The sequence below is a fragment of the Algoriphagus sp. NBT04N3 genome (assembly GCF_019443765.1).
Classification (GTDB): domain Bacteria; phylum Bacteroidota; class Bacteroidia; order Cytophagales; family Cyclobacteriaceae; genus Algoriphagus; species Algoriphagus ornithinivorans.
Genome location: NZ_CP048415.1, coordinates 2,885,449 through 2,903,261, shown reverse-complemented (window position 1 = coordinate 2,903,261; position 17,813 = coordinate 2,885,449). Strand labels below are relative to the sequence as shown.

The 17,813-nt window shown below is 38.6% G+C and carries 18 protein-coding genes; 7 read left to right on the top strand and 11 right to left on the bottom strand.

Annotation, left to right across the window (positions count from 1 at the left end; all coding sequences use genetic code 11):
* The first annotated feature begins 7 nt into the window (after positions 1 to 7).
* The 6 genes from GYM62_RS12555 to GYM62_RS12535 all read left to right on the top strand — a co-directional run bounded on the left by GYM62_RS12555 (position 8) and on the right by GYM62_RS12535 (position 5,574).
* A complete protein-coding gene (locus GYM62_RS12555) occupies positions 8 to 1,363 on the top strand; it encodes a RagB/SusD family nutrient uptake outer membrane protein (RefSeq protein WP_144604069.1) in 1,356 nt (451 codons plus the stop codon).
* A 205-nt stretch (positions 1,364 to 1,568) separates the two neighbouring features.
* On the top strand, positions 1,569 to 2,168 hold the full coding sequence (locus tag GYM62_RS12550; protein ID WP_219956664.1) for a hypothetical protein: 600 nt from the start codon (positions 1,569 to 1,571) through the stop codon (positions 2,166 to 2,168).
* 139 nt (positions 2,169 to 2,307) lie between these two features.
* Entirely contained in the window at positions 2,308 to 2,724 is a 417-nt protein-coding gene (locus GYM62_RS12545) for a 6-carboxytetrahydropterin synthase (RefSeq protein ID WP_219956663.1), read from the top strand.
* 256 nt (positions 2,725 to 2,980) lie between these two features.
* Complete coding sequence (locus GYM62_RS21165) at positions 2,981 to 3,079, top strand: hypothetical protein (protein WP_370627672.1); 99 nt, start codon at positions 2,981 to 2,983, stop codon at positions 3,077 to 3,079.
* Positions 3,080 to 3,088: 9 nt separating this feature from the next.
* Positions 3,089 to 4,222 carry a lipid-A-disaccharide synthase gene (gene lpxB / locus GYM62_RS12540; RefSeq protein WP_219956662.1) on the top strand — a complete coding sequence of 378 codons (1,134 nt, stop codon included), beginning with the start codon at positions 3,089 to 3,091 and terminating at the stop codon, positions 4,220 to 4,222.
* Between the two features lie 104 nt (positions 4,223 to 4,326).
* Positions 4,327 to 5,574, top strand: coding sequence for a serine hydrolase (locus GYM62_RS12535; protein WP_255590374.1), 1,248 nt, complete (start codon positions 4,327 to 4,329; stop codon positions 5,572 to 5,574).
* Between the two features lie 65 nt (positions 5,575 to 5,639).
* On the opposite strand, the gene GYM62_RS12530 is transcribed toward GYM62_RS12535, so the two are convergent.
* The 4 genes from GYM62_RS12530 to GYM62_RS12515 all read right to left on the bottom strand — a co-directional run bounded on the left by GYM62_RS12530 (position 5,640) and on the right by GYM62_RS12515 (position 10,194).
* Positions 5,640 to 7,043, bottom strand: coding sequence for an MFS transporter (locus tag GYM62_RS12530; protein WP_219956661.1), 1,404 nt, complete (start codon positions 7,041 to 7,043; stop codon positions 5,640 to 5,642).
* A 140-nt stretch (positions 7,044 to 7,183) separates the two neighbouring features.
* The gene (locus tag GYM62_RS12525; protein WP_219956660.1) at positions 7,184 to 8,713 is read right to left on the bottom strand and encodes a SulP family inorganic anion transporter; all 1,530 of its coding nucleotides are present in this window, start codon (positions 8,711 to 8,713) and stop codon (positions 7,184 to 7,186) included.
* 127 nt (positions 8,714 to 8,840) lie between these two features.
* On the bottom strand, positions 8,841 to 9,809 hold the full coding sequence (locus tag GYM62_RS12520) for an FAD-dependent oxidoreductase (RefSeq protein ID WP_219956659.1): 969 nt from the start codon (positions 9,807 to 9,809) through the stop codon (positions 8,841 to 8,843).
* Positions 9,810 to 9,834: 25 nt separating this feature from the next.
* Positions 9,835 to 10,194: a DUF2200 domain-containing protein gene (locus GYM62_RS12515; protein WP_219956658.1), complete on the bottom strand. Its 360-nt coding sequence runs from the start codon at positions 10,192 to 10,194 to the stop codon at positions 9,835 to 9,837.
* Between the two features lie 120 nt (positions 10,195 to 10,314).
* Here GYM62_RS12515 and GYM62_RS12510 point away from each other — a divergent pair, with 120 nt between their 5' ends.
* Positions 10,315 to 11,139 (top strand): hypothetical protein, encoded by an 825-nt coding sequence (locus GYM62_RS12510; RefSeq protein WP_219956657.1) that lies wholly within the window; start codon positions 10,315 to 10,317, stop codon positions 11,137 to 11,139.
* A gap of 128 nt (positions 11,140 to 11,267) precedes the next feature.
* Here GYM62_RS12510 and GYM62_RS12505 read toward each other — a convergent pair whose 3' ends face one another.
* The 7 genes from GYM62_RS12505 to GYM62_RS12475 form a co-directional block, all read right to left on the bottom strand.
* On the bottom strand, positions 11,268 to 12,200 hold the full coding sequence (locus tag GYM62_RS12505; RefSeq protein ID WP_219956656.1) for a serine hydrolase: 933 nt from the start codon (positions 12,198 to 12,200) through the stop codon (positions 11,268 to 11,270).
* Positions 12,201 to 12,283: 83 nt separating this feature from the next.
* The gene (locus tag GYM62_RS12500; protein ID WP_219956655.1) at positions 12,284 to 13,237 is read right to left on the bottom strand and encodes a hypothetical protein; all 954 of its coding nucleotides are present in this window, start codon (positions 13,235 to 13,237) and stop codon (positions 12,284 to 12,286) included.
* Between the two features lie 30 nt (positions 13,238 to 13,267).
* Positions 13,268 to 14,230, bottom strand: coding sequence for a 2-hydroxyacid dehydrogenase (locus GYM62_RS12495; protein WP_219956654.1), 963 nt, complete (start codon positions 14,228 to 14,230; stop codon positions 13,268 to 13,270).
* Entirely contained in the window at positions 14,227 to 14,718 is a 492-nt protein-coding gene (locus GYM62_RS12490; protein WP_219956653.1) for a VOC family protein, read from the bottom strand. Before GYM62_RS12490 ends, GYM62_RS12495 begins: the two co-directional genes overlap by 4 nt.
* A gap of 5 nt (positions 14,719 to 14,723) precedes the next feature.
* Complete coding sequence (locus GYM62_RS12485; protein ID WP_219956652.1) at positions 14,724 to 15,887, bottom strand: mandelate racemase/muconate lactonizing enzyme family protein; 1,164 nt, start codon at positions 15,885 to 15,887, stop codon at positions 14,724 to 14,726.
* On the bottom strand, positions 15,884 to 16,771 hold the full coding sequence (locus tag GYM62_RS12480) for a sugar phosphate isomerase/epimerase (RefSeq protein WP_219956651.1): 888 nt from the start codon (positions 16,769 to 16,771) through the stop codon (positions 15,884 to 15,886). Before GYM62_RS12480 ends, GYM62_RS12485 begins: the two co-directional genes overlap by 4 nt.
* Before the next feature lie 121 nt (positions 16,772 to 16,892).
* Entirely contained in the window at positions 16,893 to 17,795 is a 903-nt protein-coding gene (locus GYM62_RS12475; protein WP_219956650.1) for an NAD(P)-dependent oxidoreductase, read from the bottom strand.
* Between the last annotated feature and the right edge of the window lie 18 nt (positions 17,796 to 17,813).

Genomic DNA, 17,813 nt, shown 5'->3' with positions numbered 1-17,813 from the left:
GCGAAAAATGAAAAATATAATAAAAAATAAAATGGTAGGTGTGCTTCTAGGAGCAACCATAATCGTAAGTTCCTGCTCTGAAGATTTATTAGATCTTGAGCCAGTTGATTCTCTTTCTTCCAACTCTGTATTTGTCAATCAGCAAGGCGCAAATGCTGCAGTATTAGGAATGTATAGTGGTCTAGCAGGTGGAAATAATCTAGGCTTCAGAATGAATGTAGTAGGTGATATTGCGTCAAATGATGTCTCACACACTGGATCATTCAATACCTGGAGAGACCTTGATTTAAAAAACTGGGATGCTGTCAATGGTGAAATCGGTTCTATCTGGGCATCTGCCTATAATAATATCAACCGTGCCAATAATATTATCCAAAATGTAGATGGAATCGACATGGCTCAGGCTCTAAAAGATCAATACAAAGGTGAAGCTTTATTTGTAAGAGCATTAAATCATTTCAACTTGACCAATTATTTTGGTGATGTTCCTTTGGTTTTGAGAGCTACCGCAGCTCCTATAGATGAAAGCTACTTTGTTTCCAGAGATCCAAAATCTACGGTATTGCAAAGAGTTCAGCAAGATCTGACAGAGGCAATTAGTTTACTTCCTGCTTCTTACAGCTCCAATAATAACACAAGACATAGAGCTACAAGAGGAGCTGCTCAAGCTTTATTGGCGAGACTGTACCTTTATACAGGAAACTATGCTGAAGCTGCAGCGGCAGCAAGTTCCGTAATTTCAAACACAACATATTCGTTGGTTTCATTTGAGAACATGGTTGCATCCAAAGGTACTCAAGAAGCGATTTTTGAATTATTCTTTGATGCAAACAACCAAAATCCAGTTACCTTTTGGTACGGGCGTGATAATGGTGGGAGATATGAATTTGGAGTAACTCCAAGTCTTTGGAATGCATATCAGCCAGGTGATTTGAGAAGAGCATCCTCCATTAGAGAAGAAGCTCCAGGAGTATTTGTAAACTTTAAGTACAGAGATAATACTACAGGTACTGATGGAGTTCATGTAATTCGTTTGGCAGAGATGTACTTAATCAGAGCTGAAGCTAGAGTTAGAACAGGGGACTTTGCAGGAGCTGCTGCCGACCTACAGGTTATCAGAAGAAGAGCCTTCAATGATCAAACCATCGTAGTCACCCTTCCGAATGATGTAGAACAGGCAATCGATATAATTCTTGCAGAAAGAAGATTGGAGTTTGCTTTTGAAGGACATAGATGGCATGACTTAGTAAGAACTGGAAGAGCGGTTACCGAATTTGAATTGCCAGCTTTTAGAACATTGTTGCCAATTCCTTTAAATGCTAGAGATGTAAACCCTAATTTAACTCAAAATCCGGGTTATTAATTTTAAATGATAATGGCTGCCTTGGGAACAAGGCAGCTTTTTTTTGCAAAAAAAAACTAATATCATCTTTTACCGTGGAATATCGTAAACTGATTTTCAACGTAATTGATTACTCATGAAAACCTTTTTATTATTCATCGGCATTTTTATATCCAGTAAAGTATTCCCCCAAACAGCTATTGGGAATTCGGAAGGAAGACAAACCTTGATTGATACCAAAGATAACTTTGCTACTTATGTTGGAGTAAACCCTAAAAGTGAAGGTATAATAGGTTCTCCTTTTTTATTCGAGGAAATGAAAAATGCTACGGTTGTAATGCAAACAGGTAAAATTCATGAAAATATATTGGCCAATATTTATTTTGAAAAATCTGAATTGCTTGTTCAACTCAGACCCAATTATACTGTAGTACCTGAATTATCCGAAATTGAATCTATTACTTTTTTAGATAATAATATGGTTTTTAAACCCGCCTTTTTAGATGGTAAATGGGAATATGCTTACCAATTGATTCAGCTTCCTCAAAAACAAGTTTTGGCAACTTTTGAGAAAAGATTCCAAAAAGCAGATGTAGGAGGAGCCTACAATTATGGTTCTAAATTCGATCAGTTTAAAGAAATTTTATCATACTTTATAGTTCAAGATGGTGAAATCAAAAAAGTAAAGAAGTCTAAATCAGGACTAAAACATCTCGAATCTTCATTCTGGAAAGAAGTTGAGTCTTATTTAAAAGAGAATGAATTGGATTTAAATAATCCAGCAGAAATGAAAAAGGTATTTGAAATACTCCTTAAAGAGGAGTGAGCTTTTTTGCAGTATGATAAAGAAGCTTTAAAGTAATTCAAAAGCATATTTTTCTATTGTTGAATTCATATCTTGAAAATCACTGATTATTCAGCAGTTCCAGATCTTTTCTATAAATTTGCACCCCAATAGAGGAGTCATGATTTACGTTTGCCGAAAAGAACATTTCAACGCCGCACACAAGCTTTGGAATCCCAAATGGTCTGATGAGAAAAACTTTGAAGTTTTTGGTCCTTGTGCCAATGTAAATTGGCATGGGCATAACTTTGAGTTAATTGTGACTGTAAAAGGATTGCCTGACCCTGAAACCGGTTTTGTGGTTGATTTAAAGGAATTAAGTAACCTTATTAAAAAGTTGGTCATCGATAAAGTAGACCATAAAAATCTTAATATGGACGTGGACTTCATGGAAGGAAAGATGGCTAGCTGCGAAATTCTGGTAATGGAGTTCTGGAAAATCTTGGAGCCTGCTGTTAAAGAAATAACTCCTAATGGAGGCTTGCATAAGCTTACGCTTTATGAAACTCCAAGGAATTTTGTGGAGTATTTCGGGTAATCTTTTTCTCTACCACAGAGGACCCAGAGAATCTGAGATTTTTTAATTTTTCTAAATACACCTAATCATACCAGTTACAAAATTTCCTCGACTCGTAATAGACTGGATTCTTAGACTATGCTCAGCAAAGGCAAAAAAAGATACCTATCTACGGCAGGCTGGTTTGAACAAGACTTTCTTTAATTGAACTTAAGTCCATTTTTTGGGTCTATTTAAATGAAATTTGGAAAAATCTTAGAGCTATTCAAAAACCCAACTGATTACTTGTTTGAAATTAAGTGGATATAGAATAGGTTTATTGTTAAACTTCAATGTTTTGAAATTAGTCAACGGCTTATTTAGACTAAAAAATTGATAACCCCCTGTGTCTTTTGTAGTGAAAAATAAAAAAATTTATATCATTTCCGGTGAGCGGTCGGGCGATTTGCATGTCTCTAATTTGATTCAGGCTATGAAAGCTACCGATCCATCTATTCAGTTTAGAGGAATGGGTGGTTCTTATTCTAAAGAAGCTGGCCTGGATTTAGCCGTGGATTATTCAGAAGTGGCTTTGATGGGCTTTATTGAGGTGGTTTTGGGTTTTAGAAAAGTAATTAAATACCTCGACTTAGTTAAAAAAGATTTACTTAACTACAAGCCGGATATTTTAGTCTTGGTGGATTATGGTGGCTTCAACATGAAAATAGCCCAATTTGCAAAAGCCAATCAAATCCCTGTTCACTATTATATTCCACCAAAAGTATGGGCTTGGAATCAAAAAAGAGCGCTAAAACTGAAAGCCTTTACTGATAAGGTTTATAGTATACTTCCATTCGAACCTGTTTTTTTCAAGAAGTATGACATGGAAGTGAAATATGTGGGTAATCCTTTGTTGGATGAAATCAAAAAATTCAAAGCTCATGATTTTTTCTTTCAAAAAAATGAGCTCAGTTATGCTCCTATTATTGCACTACTACCGGGAAGCAGGACACAGGAAGTACTCGCCATGCTCAATAAGATGATAGCCTTGGTTCCGAAGTTTCCCAACGCCCAGTTTGTAATTGCAGGTGTCGATGGTTTGAATCCAAACCTCTATAAACCTGCTAAAGAGGCTGGAATCAAACTTGTTTTTAATCAGACGTATGATCTTCTTTCCCATGCCACAGCCGCAGTGGTAAGCTCCGGTACCGCTACCTTGGAAACGGCTCTTTTTAGAGTTCCACAGATTGTAGTATACCGTACATCACCTATTTCTTACCACATTGCCAAAAGGCTTATTCGAATTCCATATATCTCTTTGGTCAATTTAATTGCGGATCAGACTGTAGTGAAAGAATTGATTCAGAATGATTTTTCTATTGAAAATCTGGAGAAGGAACTACTCTTGATTTTAGGAAATCCTATTTACAAGGGTCAAATGCTTCAGGGCTATGATTTGATCCGAGAGAGATTAGGAGATCAGGAGGCTTCCAAAACGGTAGCATCAAGTATTCTTCAAGAATTGGAATCCGGTAAATAAGGAGCTATCGGTCAGCGGGAAAATAGAATAATTAAATGCTTCCTGTATTAATACTGGGTAATTATTTGGAAAAGGTTTAATTTATCCGAATAAATATCCCAAAAATGACCAAATTCAAATTCTTCTTCCTGTTCTTTTTTCTAGGAATTACTCAGTCCTTTGCTCAATCTGTTCCTGGAATTATTTCAGATCGAGTATCCAAATTGGATGCTATGCTGGATGAGGCAATAAAAAATCAACAAGTTCCCGGCCTAGTTGCCATGATTCTCAAAGACGGGAAAGTGGTCTATCATGAAGCAAAAGGTTTTGCGGATGTGCCAAGCAATAGGCTGATGAAAAAAGATGATATTTTTAGAATAGCCTCCCAAACAAAAGCTATTACTTCCACTGCGGTTATGATGCTTTGGGAGGAGGGGAAATTTAGATTGGATGATCCCATTTCTATGTATATCCCTGAATTCAAAAATCCTCAGGTTCTTTCCAATTTTCGTTATGCTGATACAAGCTATACTACCAAGCCTTCATCTAAAGAGATCACCATCCGACATCTTTTGACCCATACTTCTGGCTTGGGTTATGGAGTGATAGACGGGGATGAACGCATGCGGATGATTTATTCTAAAGCTGGTATCACTGACTTATTTACCACAAAAAATATCAGTATTGAAGAGAGTGTGAAAAAGTTGGCAAAGCTTCCACTGCATCATGAGCCAGGAAGTAAATATACCTACAGCGAGGGACTGGATGTATTGGGATATTTTATTGAAGTTGTTTCCGGAATGCCGTTTGACCGATTTCTTCAAGAGCGAATTTTTGATCCTTTGGGAATGAAGGATACCCGATTTTACCTCTCTGATATTCAGGCTCCAAGATTGGTAACGGTACATACTTTTAACCAGGGCAAGTGGAACCCTTACCCAGTCACTTTTTATGATCCCGAATATCCCAGAAAAGGAGCTAAACGCTTTTTTTCAGGTGGAGCCGGCTTATCAAGTACGACAGCAGATTATGCTAAATTCCTTCAGATGTACCTCAATGGGGGAGTTTTAAATGGGAAAAGAATTTTGAGCTCTCACACGATTGAAACCATGATGAAAAACCAGGTTGGTGATTTGTGGAATGGAGATAAATTTTATGGGCTTGCATTTGGAGTTGTCACCGAACAAGGAGTTGCAACTGGGGGATTGGGTAGTGAAGGAACCTTCGATTGGGGAGGTTATTTTAATACCCAATACTTTGCAGATCCTCAGGAAAACATCATCGGATTGATCTTCAAACAAACTTCCGGAGCAGGTAATGGAGATCAGACTGGTTGGAAATTTAGGCAAATGGTATTCACCTTAATCGAGTAATTGAATAGCTGAAATTCTGTACTGTCTAAAATTTGAGAAGTTATAGATTGGTCAATTTCAGATGATTATGCTGTTTTCTCTTGCAAACTTTCTCCGTCCTTGTAATGGAGTTTTCTAAATACAAAAGCAGAGAAAATAGTCAATCCTCCTATAACCAAGAAGGTAAATCGGAAAGCATTGTGAATTTCGTGATCTATTAAACCAGCATCCCCTTCAAAAAGCTTCAAAACGATCAAGCCGAATGCTACCCCGAATCCTATTGCAAGTTGCTGATTAACCGACAATAGAGAGTTGCCACTACTGGTGTGATAAGGTCGCAAGTTGGCAATGGCGATGGAATTCATAGAAGTAAACTGGATAGAATTGAAAAATCCCAAAACTGCGATAATTGGAAGGTGCCAATAAATTGAGCTCTGAAGACTTGGAATTGCAAAGGCACAAATCAAAAGGCCAATTAAAAAGGTGTTGAACATCAATGTAGTTCTGTATCCAAGCTTTTGAAGAATTTTCATGACTACTGACTTACCTAACATGGCAGTTAAAGCCATTGGAGCAACAATCCAACCTGAGATCACTGCGGATTTTCCATAGGCTATCTGTATCATCAGAGGCAAAAGCAAAGGGACAGAACTGATTCCTAGTCTTGTCGCCAAGTTTCCAATAATTCCAACTCTAAAGGTTCGAACTTGGAATAAGTCCAATGGGAAAAGTGGAGTTTCTCTTTTTTTAGCATGCCGATAGTAAAAATAGAACAATAAAAAACCGAAGAATAAACCGACCAGAAGGGGAGTGGTCTGAACAGAATTCCCTAATAATTCCAAGGAAACGGAAAGGACAAAAGTGGCAGCTGCAAAAATCAAAAATCCCTTTAAATCAAAATCTGAAGGGCTGGAATAGTAATCCGGTAAATACTTGATGCTAAGGATAATTCCAGCCACTGCAATAGGAAGATTGATCAGGAAAATCCAATGCCAAGAGAGATAATCCACCATGTATCCACCTACCAAAGGACCTAAAATAGGTCCTATCAAAGCAGGAATGATGGCATAATTCATAGCTCTTACTACTGCGTTTTTTGGAAAAGCCTTAATTAAGGTCAGTCTACCCACTGGGGTCATCATGCTGCCTCCCACACCTTGTATCACTCTGGAAATGACTAATTGAGTAAGGCTTTGGGATAAGGAACAAAACAAAGAGCCCAAAGCAAACAAGGCTAATGAAAAAATGAATACTCTTTTGGTTCCAAAGCGATCTGCTACAAATCCACTAATTGGCATCAAAAGAGCCACTGTCAATACATAACTGATAATCGCATTTTGCATATTGAGAGGAGACTCGTTCAGATCCTCTGCAATGGCAGGTAATGATGTATTCAAGATAGTGGAATCCAACATCAGCATAAAAATGGCTGTTGCCAGAATGATTGGAAGTACTTTTTTTATTTGGGAATCAGAAAGAGCTTGCCCCATAAATTGAATGATATTCTATCTTTTTATCATTGATGAAAAATTCACCTTCCCTAATCGAAACAGGTTCATAATTGGATAGGTTCCTCTAAGATAAACCAAAAAAAAAGCGCAAAGGATTGGATTTCTTTGCGCTTCTAATTTTATAACTGATCAACTGCGACCTTGTAAGTGGGGTCTTCCATTACATTGACATCAATAATAGAATCAGCTTTATCAATTAATCGTCTACAGTCCGGGCTTAAATGTCTCAAGTGGACTCTTTTTCCGACTTTCAAATATCGTTCGGTAATTTTGTTGAGCGCTTCAATAGCAGACATATCTACAATTCTACTTTCTTTAAAGTCAATAATGACCTCTTCTGGATCATTGAGTACATCGAATTTATCATTGAAGGCTGAAATTGAACCGAAAAACAGTGGGCCATACATTTCATAGTGTTTTACGCCATTTTCATCAATTCGCTTTCTGGCACGAATTCTTTTAGCATTGTCCCAAGCAAAAAACAGAGCCGCCAAGATCACTCCAATCAATACGGCTAATGCCAAATTATGCAATACCGCAGTTACCAAAGTAACCAAGACCATCAAGAATACATCTGATTTAGGCATTTTGGTGAAGGTTCTCAAGCTTGCCCACTCAAATGTTCCAATAGATACCATGATCATTAGGCCTGTTAATGCTGCCATTGGTACCTGCTCAATTAGGCTGGATCCAAACATGATAAATACCAAAAGCATTATGGAAGCAACGATTCCTGATAGCCTCGCTCTTGCGCCTGATGAAACATTGATCAAACTCTGCCCGATCATAGCACAACCACCCATACCTGAGAAAAATCCGGAGAGAATATTGGCAGTTCCTTGAGCTACAGCTTCTTTATTTCCTCTTCCTCTCGTCTCAGTAATCTCATCTATGATATTCAAAGTCAATAAACTTTCAATCAATCCTACTCCTGCAACAATAGCTGCATAAGGAAAAATCAGCTGAAGGGTTTCCCAAGTGAAGGGAATGGATGGAATATGAAAAGGAGGGAAGCCACCTTTAATAGAGGCAATATCCCCCACTGTCTTCGTGTCAATATCTAAAAATGTTACGATCGCAAAGACTGATAAAATAGCGGTCAGGGATGCAGGAATAGCTTTTGTCAGTTTTGGGAGTCCCCAAATAATCAGCATAGTCAACAATACTAACCCCAATAGAATGTAAAGAGTAGAACCGCTCAACCAATTCCCATCTTCTCCTTTAAACTGATCCAATTGTGACATGAAAATAATGATTGCCAAACCATTGACAAATCCAAAAATCACTGGATGCGGCACCAGTCTCATCAATTTTCCAAGTCTTAGTGTACCCGCAGCGATCTGTAAAATACCGGCTAAAATGACTGTAGCAAATATATACTCCACTCCATGGGAAGCTGCCAAGGTTACCAATACAACTGCAATGGCTCCTGTTGCTCCAGAAATCATCCCTGGTCTACCTCCTAAAATGGAAGTGACCAATCCCATCATAAAAGCAGCATACAACCCGGTCAAGGGAGATAATCCTGCAATCAGGGCAAATGCCACTGCTTCAGGAATTAAAGCCATGGCTACCGTTAGCCCGGAAAGGATTTCAATTTTGTAATCTACTTTTTGAGAAAAGTCGAATAGGTTCAAATACTTCTTCATAAATAGGTTTGATTAGCAGGGTTTTAAAAGAAAATTTTTCTCTATTGCAACTGCCTTGGTTTGAAAGGAAGCGCAAAGGTACAAAAAATGAGTCAAACCAAATATTATTCTGAGAACAAGGTTGTTTCTAATGGGAGGAAACCTTTTTCCTCAACTCCTCTGCCAATTCCAAAGCGCAACCCCAAGCTACGGTAAAGCCAGCACCTCCATGTCCATAATTATGAAAAATTCTAGGATAATGGGGATCAAATTCAAATCGGACGGCACTTCTTTTTGGTCTTAATCCTACCAAAATTTCCAAAACTTTCGGAGGTGTACTGACTCCAAAAGCTTCTAGTCTTTTTAAAATGAGATCAGTATCTTTAGCGTCCTCGTTTTCATTCCAATCATTGTCATAATCAGTTCCACCAATGACAGCATCCTGACTTCTATTGATTATGTAAGAAAGAGCTCCTTTTTTGGTAGGATCAGCGAATGAGGAAACTTCCATTTTTTCAGTTCTAAGAATCTGACCTCTCATGGGATGCAGGTCCTGATCTTTACAGAGGGCTTTTGCACCTAAACCTGTACAGTTTATTACAAAAGATCCCAGTTGATTCATTTCCTCCAAACTATCAAAAGTACGCAGCTCAAACTCTCCTCCTGCATCACAGAATTTTTCAAAAAGATAAGGAAGATATAAAGGAGGTTCGGCAAGTGGTACATCGGCAATGAGTCCTTTTTCCATGCCTTTAGGAAGCTCTCTTTCTGTGGCCTCTCTCACCGTTCCGGGAGGTAAGTGCTTGACCCATTCTTCTTCCTTCAGGTCATTATAAGCATTCAAAAATGGAATCATGCTTACTCCCCTGGCAATGGAGGATTCTTTTAGGTAGCGTGCATAACTTACGCCTGCCCATTGATCAGTTTTGATTTTGGGTTCTATGGAATAGGGAAACCAAACAGCCCCGACTTTATTAGAAAGAGTCTGATCAAATTTTTTGTCAGCAAAGATTTTAACTAGAAATCCAGCTTCCTGCAATGCAATAGCGGAGGTCAAACCGATGATACCGGAACCAATTACCGAAACGCTATTTTTTGCTTGATATGGTGATTTCAATGGAAAAATTGAGCAATTGGTTAAATCAAGCTTGTCTTAGGATCTTCTCCATTTTCTTTCCTTTGGCTAATTCATCCACCAACTTATCCAAATATCTGACCTTTTGAGATAATGGATTTTCTATATTTTCCACTCTGATACCACAAATGACCCCTGTAATTAAATGAGCATTGGGATTTAAATTAGCCTGTTGAAAGAATTCCTGAAAATTGGCTTTTTCATTAATCAAGGTCTGAATTTTCTGATCATCGAATCCAGTCAACCATTGGATTACTTCCAGTAATTCTTCTTCAGTTCTTCCTTTCTTTTTCACTTTTGTGACATTATGTGGATAAACGGAAGAAAATGTCATTTCGGCAATTCTCTGATCTGTAGTTTTGCTCATCACTATCTACAATTAATTCATTCAATCTACCCTTTTTCTATTGTTTTTTGGTCAAAAATTTATTTTTTTAAACTTTAGTTACTTTGTAATAACAAATCGGCTTTTTAAAAATTTTTCATCATGCAAACAGATAGATTAATGGGAATAGTAGTCTCATTTTACCCAGACAAGAATTATGGATTCATTCAAACTCAAACTGAAGACACCTATTTTTTTTATCAATCAGAGCTAAATTATCAGGCAGACTTTGTTGAGGGCTTGATCCTCAAGCGTTACGAAGCGCTGATTGGAGACCTGGTAAGTTTTGTATTAAGGCCAAATTTTAGACCTGATGATCCACCTATTGCCACTGGTTTAGTTAGAATGATCAATTTTGACCGTCTTAAAATGATTGAAATGGCAACGAAGAAAGAATATTTGGTGGGGACTTTAAAAAAATTGGGGGATGAATTTTTTGTCAAGCATCGTGAAACAGGCGCATGGGTAAAAGTAACTGAAAATTCTTTATACAAAGACCCTAAATCCTGGATGGAAGACAGGATTCAATATTGGGTAAAGTTTAAAATCAATCGGCCAAAAGGAGAAGAAAAGGTCGTTGCCTATTTATTAGACATGCCCTTTAGAGGTAAAGTCAAAGATTTAATTTTAAAGATAGAAAACGGACAAAAAATTGAAGGAAAGGTCGTTCACAGGTCGAATGCAGGAATAACTGTCGTGATCAAAGATTTCTACATTAATGGAAATTTATCTATTAAATCAGCCTTGAATGATGAGGAAAAGGAATATTTCAATCAAGTGAAATTAGGCGATTTTATAAGTGCTTATCCAATTGATATTGATCTGGAAAAGGAATTAATAACGCTCGATTTTTTTAGAGCGAAAGCTGAACTCGAAGTAGAAAAAGTTGAAAAAAGGGAAATGGTTTTAGAGTTAAATCAAGGTTAATTAATCACTGCATTTATTTTTTCCCATAGTGCCTGATCAAAGCCTGAAAGGGCAAAGCTAGGCCTTGTAGGATCTGAGGCTCTTCCCATCCTTACAATGACCATTTTTTTGCTTGGAATCACGTAAATTCATTGATCTTCTGCCCCCATGGCGGCAAACATATCAGCTGGAGCATTAGGGATTAGTTGTCCCGGGAAAATATTTTGGCTACCCGGCAACATAGCCTGAGATTTACCATTAAGCCACCATAGATAGCCGTAAGCAGGATTAATCGTCTGTGAAGTTGAAGTGCTTTCTTTGAAATAATCCTCTTTAATTATTTGCTGATCAGCCCATTTCCCTTGATTCAGGGCTAAAAGTCCAAATCGCCCCATACTTCTGGTCGTGCTATGATAAATTGTAAAGACAATTCCGGTATTCCAAAAACCTTCCATTCCAATCTTACTCTCAAGCTTGGAATCAAAATAAGATTCAAAACTCTGGCCGCTTGTAGATGATACTACATCCATCAGTTTTTGAAATACATTGTGATAGGACCATCTTGTTCCTGCGTCAGCCAAATAAGTGAGATTAGATTTGATAATCAGTTCACTTTCATCATTGATTCCCGAAGTCATGGTCAATAGAGATCTGGGGGTAATCAAATTTTCCTTATTTAATGGCATATTAGTCCAGCCTTGTCCAAGATATAGGGAAACTGGTCTATAGATATCAATCAAGCCTTCTATTTGAGCGATTCCAGTGGTAGCTGTAACTAGTGTTTTCCCGGCGCTATTCCATTGCCACATGGTATTTGCGGTATGGCCATCAAAATATTCTTCCAATGCTATTTTTCCATTAACCAGAATGAGAAAGGATTTGGTGTTTTTTGTCCTTAGAAAATCCAGCAGAGACGGCAATTCACTTTGTTTCCAACCTAGTTCTGAATTATTGACTGTTTCCCAGCTTGATCCTTGGATGGGCGGGAAATACATCTCAGAAATAGATGGGCTAGGATCGACTTTTTCACAGGAAAAAATCAGAAAAGAAGTCAAAATCAAAAGTGGAAGTCTAATTTTCATAGTAGAAAATTTAATGATTTGACTCTGCCCAAAGCAAAAGGTTTAATCAATGACATTTGAGCTTTTTTGGACTCCTCTACAGTCTACTTGTCTCCAAAATATTTTATCAAATCACTCTCCGCCGCTATATATCCAAAAGAAGCAAAGGAATTGGTTTGAATGAGCTCTTCCATCATCATTTTGGTGGTTAGGGTATCTCCATTATATAAATACCAATTGGCCACTCCGTAGCGAATAGCATCATTGGAAGGATTTCCGCCAGGTCCTGCTTGAATCAAAGAATCCACAGGCAACCATCCCTTGTAAAGCGCACATAAATCTGCATAACTCTGGTTTTCGATTACTGTTGAATCAGCATGGATCGGAGCTAAAATTGAATCGGCTTTGCTCGGATTGCCCAAACGTTGCTGTATCATGTATAGCCAATGAGTACTGGAAACAATATTATCGTAAAGGTCACCACTTTTCCTGCAAAGTAGGTAGGCTTCATAGGCTTTCTCATAATCATGTTTGAGATAATAGGCCAACCCTAAATGATAATAGATATTTCCGTGTAAAGTACTTACAGGGATATTTTGTGCATTAGGCATACCATCTGGCTCAATTTCATTTTCTGTGCCTTGAATCAGAGTGGCTGCTTTTTCCAAATCTTCAATCGCTTTGTCAAATTCACGAATGCTGATATATCTATGGCCTCTATGTCTGTATAATTTGGGTTCATTGGGAAATTTTTCAATCCCTTTGGAATAAATCTCTATAGCCTGACCATACTGGCCCAAATAGGCTGTTCTTCTTCCATACCAAATCAAAGCTTCAACATCATCCGGGTTTGCTTCATAAGTAGCTTTTGCTTCCTTAAATTGATTTAGCATTTTTTCACTCGGGCTAGCAATAGTATAGGTTTTCCCGAGGGGAGTAGTAAATACGGAGTCAGGTTCTGAAAGTATCCAGTCTGATTCTTCTGATATGTCATTCTTTCTGCAGGATAAAAGGGAAAGGGTTATAGCTAAAAAGAAGAGAAAGCGTAGGTTGATCATGTTTTTTCGATAAAAGATTGAATGCTGCTATCAAGTTAGCTCTAATTGAGCTCGATTGAAAATACAGTTTTTGGTAGGCTCCATTCCTTTCAAAATCGATAAAGTATTATTCACCGTCATCACACACATTTGAGTATAGGTCGATTTGGTCAAACTGCCTACATGTGCTGTGATTAAAGTATTTGGGAGGGAAATTAAAGGTTCATTTTGAGAAGGGGGCTCTTCAGTCAAGACATCTGCTGCGAATCCCCCCAATTTTCCAGACTCCAAAGCATCGTTTAAGGCTTTTTGATCAATGATAGGTCCCCTTGCTGTATTGATAAGCAATGCTCCTTCTTTCATTTTTCCAATTGCTTCTGCATTGATTAGATTGGAAGTTTGAGGAGTTAGTGGCAAGTGTAAACTGAGTACATCCGAATTTTTCAAAACCTCTTCAAATGACAGCATAGGGTAGGGAACATCTTCTTTTTCTGCACTCCAATAACAAACCTGCATTCCCAAAGCGTCAGCTATACGGGCTACTTTTTTCCCAATATTGCCCATGCCCAAAATCCCTAAAGTTTTTCCGTTTAACTCATCTCCGGCATAGGTTCCCCGATCATTCCATCTGCCTTCTTTAACCATTGTAAAAGCGCTGTAAAGCTTTCTTTGCAAATTCAACATCAACGCAATGGTATGCTCTGCAATGGTGTTTGCATTGCTATTGGGGGCATTTACGACTTTGATTTTTCTCCGGGTAGCTTCTTCTACGTCAATGTTATCCAAACCAACACCACAGCGTGCTATGATTTGAAGCTGGGGTAATTGGTCCATCAATTCAGCTCTTACCTGGCCTTTCCCTCTGGTGATGATTGCCGAAACATTCCCATTTCCAATTGCTTCTTGAAGGGATTTTTCATCTAGAGCTAAAACCGTTTCAAATTCCTTTGTATCCAAAAGGATTTTCATAGCCTCTTCTGCTACGGTTTCCAAAAGCAAAATCACTGGCTTCATTTCTTCTTGTGATATAGCGTAGCATCCTTGGACTTGTATCCTCGGAAATCATTTCTTCCTGATACATAAATCCCAGCTTTGAAAAGTTCGTCTTCAAATATGTTAGGATCTATTTTAGTCTCAGGGGATGAGGAGAGTTCAATCAAGTTGCCGGATGGGTCACGAACAAACATCTGAATAGGGCCATCCGGAAGCTGTCTGACATTTCCCCAAGGCTTGATATCGATGATACCCAGTTCTTTCATTCTCCAAAAAATTGTATTGATATCATCTACTTGAAGACAAATATGTCCACGGAAGGAAAAAACATCTTCCCATTCTGTTAAGTGTAATTGTTGATCCTCATTGATCTTAAAGAAAGCTGTAGGATAGTCGAATAGGAAAGCGGGGATAGGTTCTAAGCCCAATTCATGCTCATAAAATTCGCAAGCCTCCTCTAAGTTGCTGACCACTAAGGCTACATGATTGATTTGTATTGCTTTTGCCATGGCTGCTATTGTTTAAATTCTTTCACAAAATCCCAATTTGGAGTCAATCCTAAACCGGGTTTGGTAGGTTTTGATAAATTTCCATCTTGGTCCACAGTGATTTGTTCTTTGACCAAGTCATACATCATGGGATTTCCTCCCAATGAAAACTCAATAACATTGGCTGAAGGAGAAGCAAAGGCTACGGACAGTCCCGCCATAAATGAAAAAGCCGAACCCCAGCAATGCGGTGCCAATTCCAATTGGTAGGTATGTGCGAGCTGTGAAACTCGCATTGCTTCAGTGATTCCGCCTATGATAGCACAATCCGGCTGAATGACATCCAGTGCTTTTTCAGCGATAAGGTCCCGAATATCAAAAGCTGTATATTCACTTTCTCCTGCTGCAATTGGAATGAAAGTAGAAGCCCTCACTTCAGCAGTACCGATTTTATTATCTGGACTGATGGGCTCTTCAAACCAATATAAATTGCAATTTTCCACACCTTTACAGAACTGCTTGGCTTCCGGAACACTGAAAGTGCCATGTGCATCAGCCATCAATTTGATATGATCCGGAAGTGCTTCTCTCGCAGCTTTGACACGCTTGATACTTTCTGCCACGGATTCATCCATGACTCCAACGCGCATTTTTACTCCTGAAAAGCCCTTAGAAGTATAGCTGTTCAACTGCTCGCCTATCTTTTCTGCATTAGCCCAACCGCCACTGGCGTAGGCAGGCATTTTATCTCTGCAACTGCCACCTAAAAGATCTACCACAGGAACACCCAGTATTTTTCCTTTTATATCCCAAAGCGCCGTGTCTATTCCACTCAAAGCAGAAATAGTCAAGCCTCTTCTTCCCAAAATCGGGAATTTTCTACCTCTGGATAGTGCATAATGATCTCTTGTGCCATTATACACAATCTCCCAAACCCGGGTGATCTCACTGGCATCTTTTCCAATTAAGATGGGTTTGAGCTCATTTTCAATGCAACTTACAATGCTCGCACAGGATCCCGAGGATCCAACCGCTGCTTTTGCTTCACCAAATCCCTGAAGTCCCGAATCAGTGGTGACTACCACCAAAGTCATATCAAAATTGGTCAGTAATCCATAATCAGAACGATGCTGCTTTTCTGTTGGGATTGGGCAACGAAGCCAAAATGCCTCAATATTTGTGATGATCATTTTAGATAAGGCTTAAGTTTTTCGGCAGATTTTTGAGTAAGCATGGTGTAAAATTCATCGGTAATTGCAGTGCTGCCATGGTCTTGTAAAAACTTCAATTGCTCTTTACTCAAACCTTCTGGAGCTTCGTCAATGGAATTTGGATAAGGATTGGCAGGAGTTCTATCAAGAGGTGCACAAAACTCCACTGAGATCACCTCATTATATCCAATCTCTGACAAAGTGTTCATGATTTTTTCCCAATTCAGTTTTCCCATACCGGGAGCCATTCGATTGTTATCTGCCACATGAAAGTTCACCAGTCTTTTTCCAACTTTTCGGATGGTCTCAAAAAGATCAATCTCTTCAATATTCATGTGAAAAGTATCCAAGCAAACCCCGCAATTTGGTCCTACAGCCTCAGCCAAAGCTAATGCCTGTTCTCCACGGTTGATAAAGTAAGTTTCAAAACGATTGATAGGCTCTATTCCTATTTTCAGACCATTTGCTTCGGTATAAGCGTAAATCTCTTTAACTCCTTCCACCGCCCATTGCCATTCTTCTTCGGGCCTTGCGTCTGGTACAATTTTTCCCACAGTAGCCGGAACCAGAGAGATTACCTTGCCTCCCAAGTCTTTGACCATTTTGGCCAAATCCAATACATATTGTACGGATTTTTTACGTTGATTGGGATCTTTGGCAAGTAGGTTTCTATCCTCTAACATGAGGGTTACAGAGCCCCAGCACTGAATATTGTATTTTTCCAGTAGGCTTTTGACTTCTTGGGTATCATATTGTTCCGGCGCTCCCTGAATCTCAAGATGAGTATAACCTAAAGCAGAAATACGCTTGAGGGTACTTTCCAGGGATTCTGCTCTCATCCAATTGTGAATGGCTAATTGCATACAAAAATTTCATTGATTAGTAATGCTTTAAGTTAATCGAAATTTTTCAAAAAGTATGCGGAGCCCCGCCTGCTAAGTCAAGCATTTAACAGGCGGTTGGATGAGGTGCTAAGTGGAGAATTTATTTCCAGTCCAGATAGTTTCTCCAGTTATGTTGCTCTTTGAAGCCTAATACTTCCTTGATTTTCTTGTTGGAAAATAAAGCCTCGTGTTCTTCCAAATCACGTTTAAGAGGAACTCCGGGGAAGAATCTTTCTGCTAATTCCTTACTTGGAATCACAGCTCCATTATGGTCATTGCCTGCGTTAAATACCTGAAAACCCAAGTTATCTTTCTGAATGCATAAGTCTACGATTTGTCCTAAATCCCTTGCATCTATGTAACAGAATGCATTTCTTCGGCGGACTTCAGGGTTTTTCAAATAGTGCGGAAAAAGCTCTTGATATTCATGAGGTTCAATAACATTTCCTATTCGCAATGCATAGATATCAAAACCTGATCTTCTCTGAAAAGCCCTTGCGGTTTTTTCATTGACCACTTTGGAAAGTCCGTAGCTATCCATGGGATTGATATCATATTCCTCATCCAATGGTAGATAATCAGGATCTGTTTTACCATCCGAAAAACAAATACCATAGGTGGTTTCAGAAGAGGCAATGATGATTTTTTTGATACCTAATTTTACTGCCGCCTCGATTACATTATAAGTACCTACCGTGTTGACCCTAAAAGTTTCATTATCTGGCTTTATTAATATCCTAGGAACCGCAGCAAAATGAACCACTGCTTCAAAGGGAGGAACTCCATTTCCTGATTCTAATTCATCCAAGCCTGCATAGGAACTCATGGCATTAAACATTTGTCCGGAATCTGTGATATCAGCATGAAGATTATCTACTCCAGGTATGTTGAGCGGGGTAAGGTCTACATTCAAAACCCGATAACCTTGATTGAGGAGATATGGGATTACATGCTTTCCGGCTTTCCCGGATCCTCCGCTGAAGAGTATTCTTTTTTGGGTCATGGTTTTCAAATTTGGTAT

What these genes read in the sequence shown, in the direction of transcription:
- GYM62_RS12475 (WP_219956650.1), bottom strand. Translation starts at nt 17,795, where the DNA reads ATGACCCAAAAAAGAATACTCTTCAGCGGAGGATCCGGGAAAGCCGGA.
- GYM62_RS12525 (WP_219956660.1), bottom strand. Translation starts at nt 8,713, where the DNA reads ATGAAGAAGTATTTGAACCTATTCGACTTTTCTCAAAAAGTAGATTAC.
- GYM62_RS12510 (WP_219956657.1), top strand. Translation starts at nt 10,315, where the DNA reads ATGCAAACAGATAGATTAATGGGAATAGTAGTCTCATTTTACCCAGAC.
- GYM62_RS12485 (WP_219956652.1), bottom strand. Translation starts at nt 15,887, where the DNA reads ATGATCATCACAAATATTGAGGCATTTTGGCTTCGTTGCCCAATCCCA.
- GYM62_RS12495 (WP_219956654.1), bottom strand. Translation starts at nt 14,230, where the DNA reads ATGAAGCCAGTGATTTTGCTTTTGGAAACCGTAGCAGAAGAGGCTATG.
- GYM62_RS12480 (WP_219956651.1), bottom strand. Translation starts at nt 16,771, where the DNA reads ATGCAATTAGCCATTCACAATTGGATGAGAGCAGAATCCCTGGAAAGT.
- GYM62_RS12515 (WP_219956658.1), bottom strand. Translation starts at nt 10,194, where the DNA reads ATGAGCAAAACTACAGATCAGAGAATTGCCGAAATGACATTTTCTTCC.
- GYM62_RS12500 (WP_219956655.1), bottom strand. Translation starts at nt 13,237, where the DNA reads ATGATCAACCTACGCTTTCTCTTCTTTTTAGCTATAACCCTTTCCCTT.
- GYM62_RS12545 (WP_219956663.1), top strand. Translation starts at nt 2,308, where the DNA reads ATGATTTACGTTTGCCGAAAAGAACATTTCAACGCCGCACACAAGCTT.
- GYM62_RS12505 (WP_219956656.1), bottom strand. Translation starts at nt 12,200, where the DNA reads ATGAAAATTAGACTTCCACTTTTGATTTTGACTTCTTTTCTGATTTTT.
- GYM62_RS12555 (WP_144604069.1), top strand. Translation starts at nt 8, where the DNA reads ATGAAAAATATAATAAAAAATAAAATGGTAGGTGTGCTTCTAGGAGCA.
- GYM62_RS12535 (WP_255590374.1), top strand. Translation starts at nt 4,327, where the DNA reads ATGACCAAATTCAAATTCTTCTTCCTGTTCTTTTTTCTAGGAATTACT.
- GYM62_RS12530 (WP_219956661.1), bottom strand. Translation starts at nt 7,043, where the DNA reads ATGGGGCAAGCTCTTTCTGATTCCCAAATAAAAAAAGTACTTCCAATC.
- GYM62_RS12490 (WP_219956653.1), bottom strand. Translation starts at nt 14,718, where the DNA reads ATGGCAAAAGCAATACAAATCAATCATGTAGCCTTAGTGGTCAGCAAC.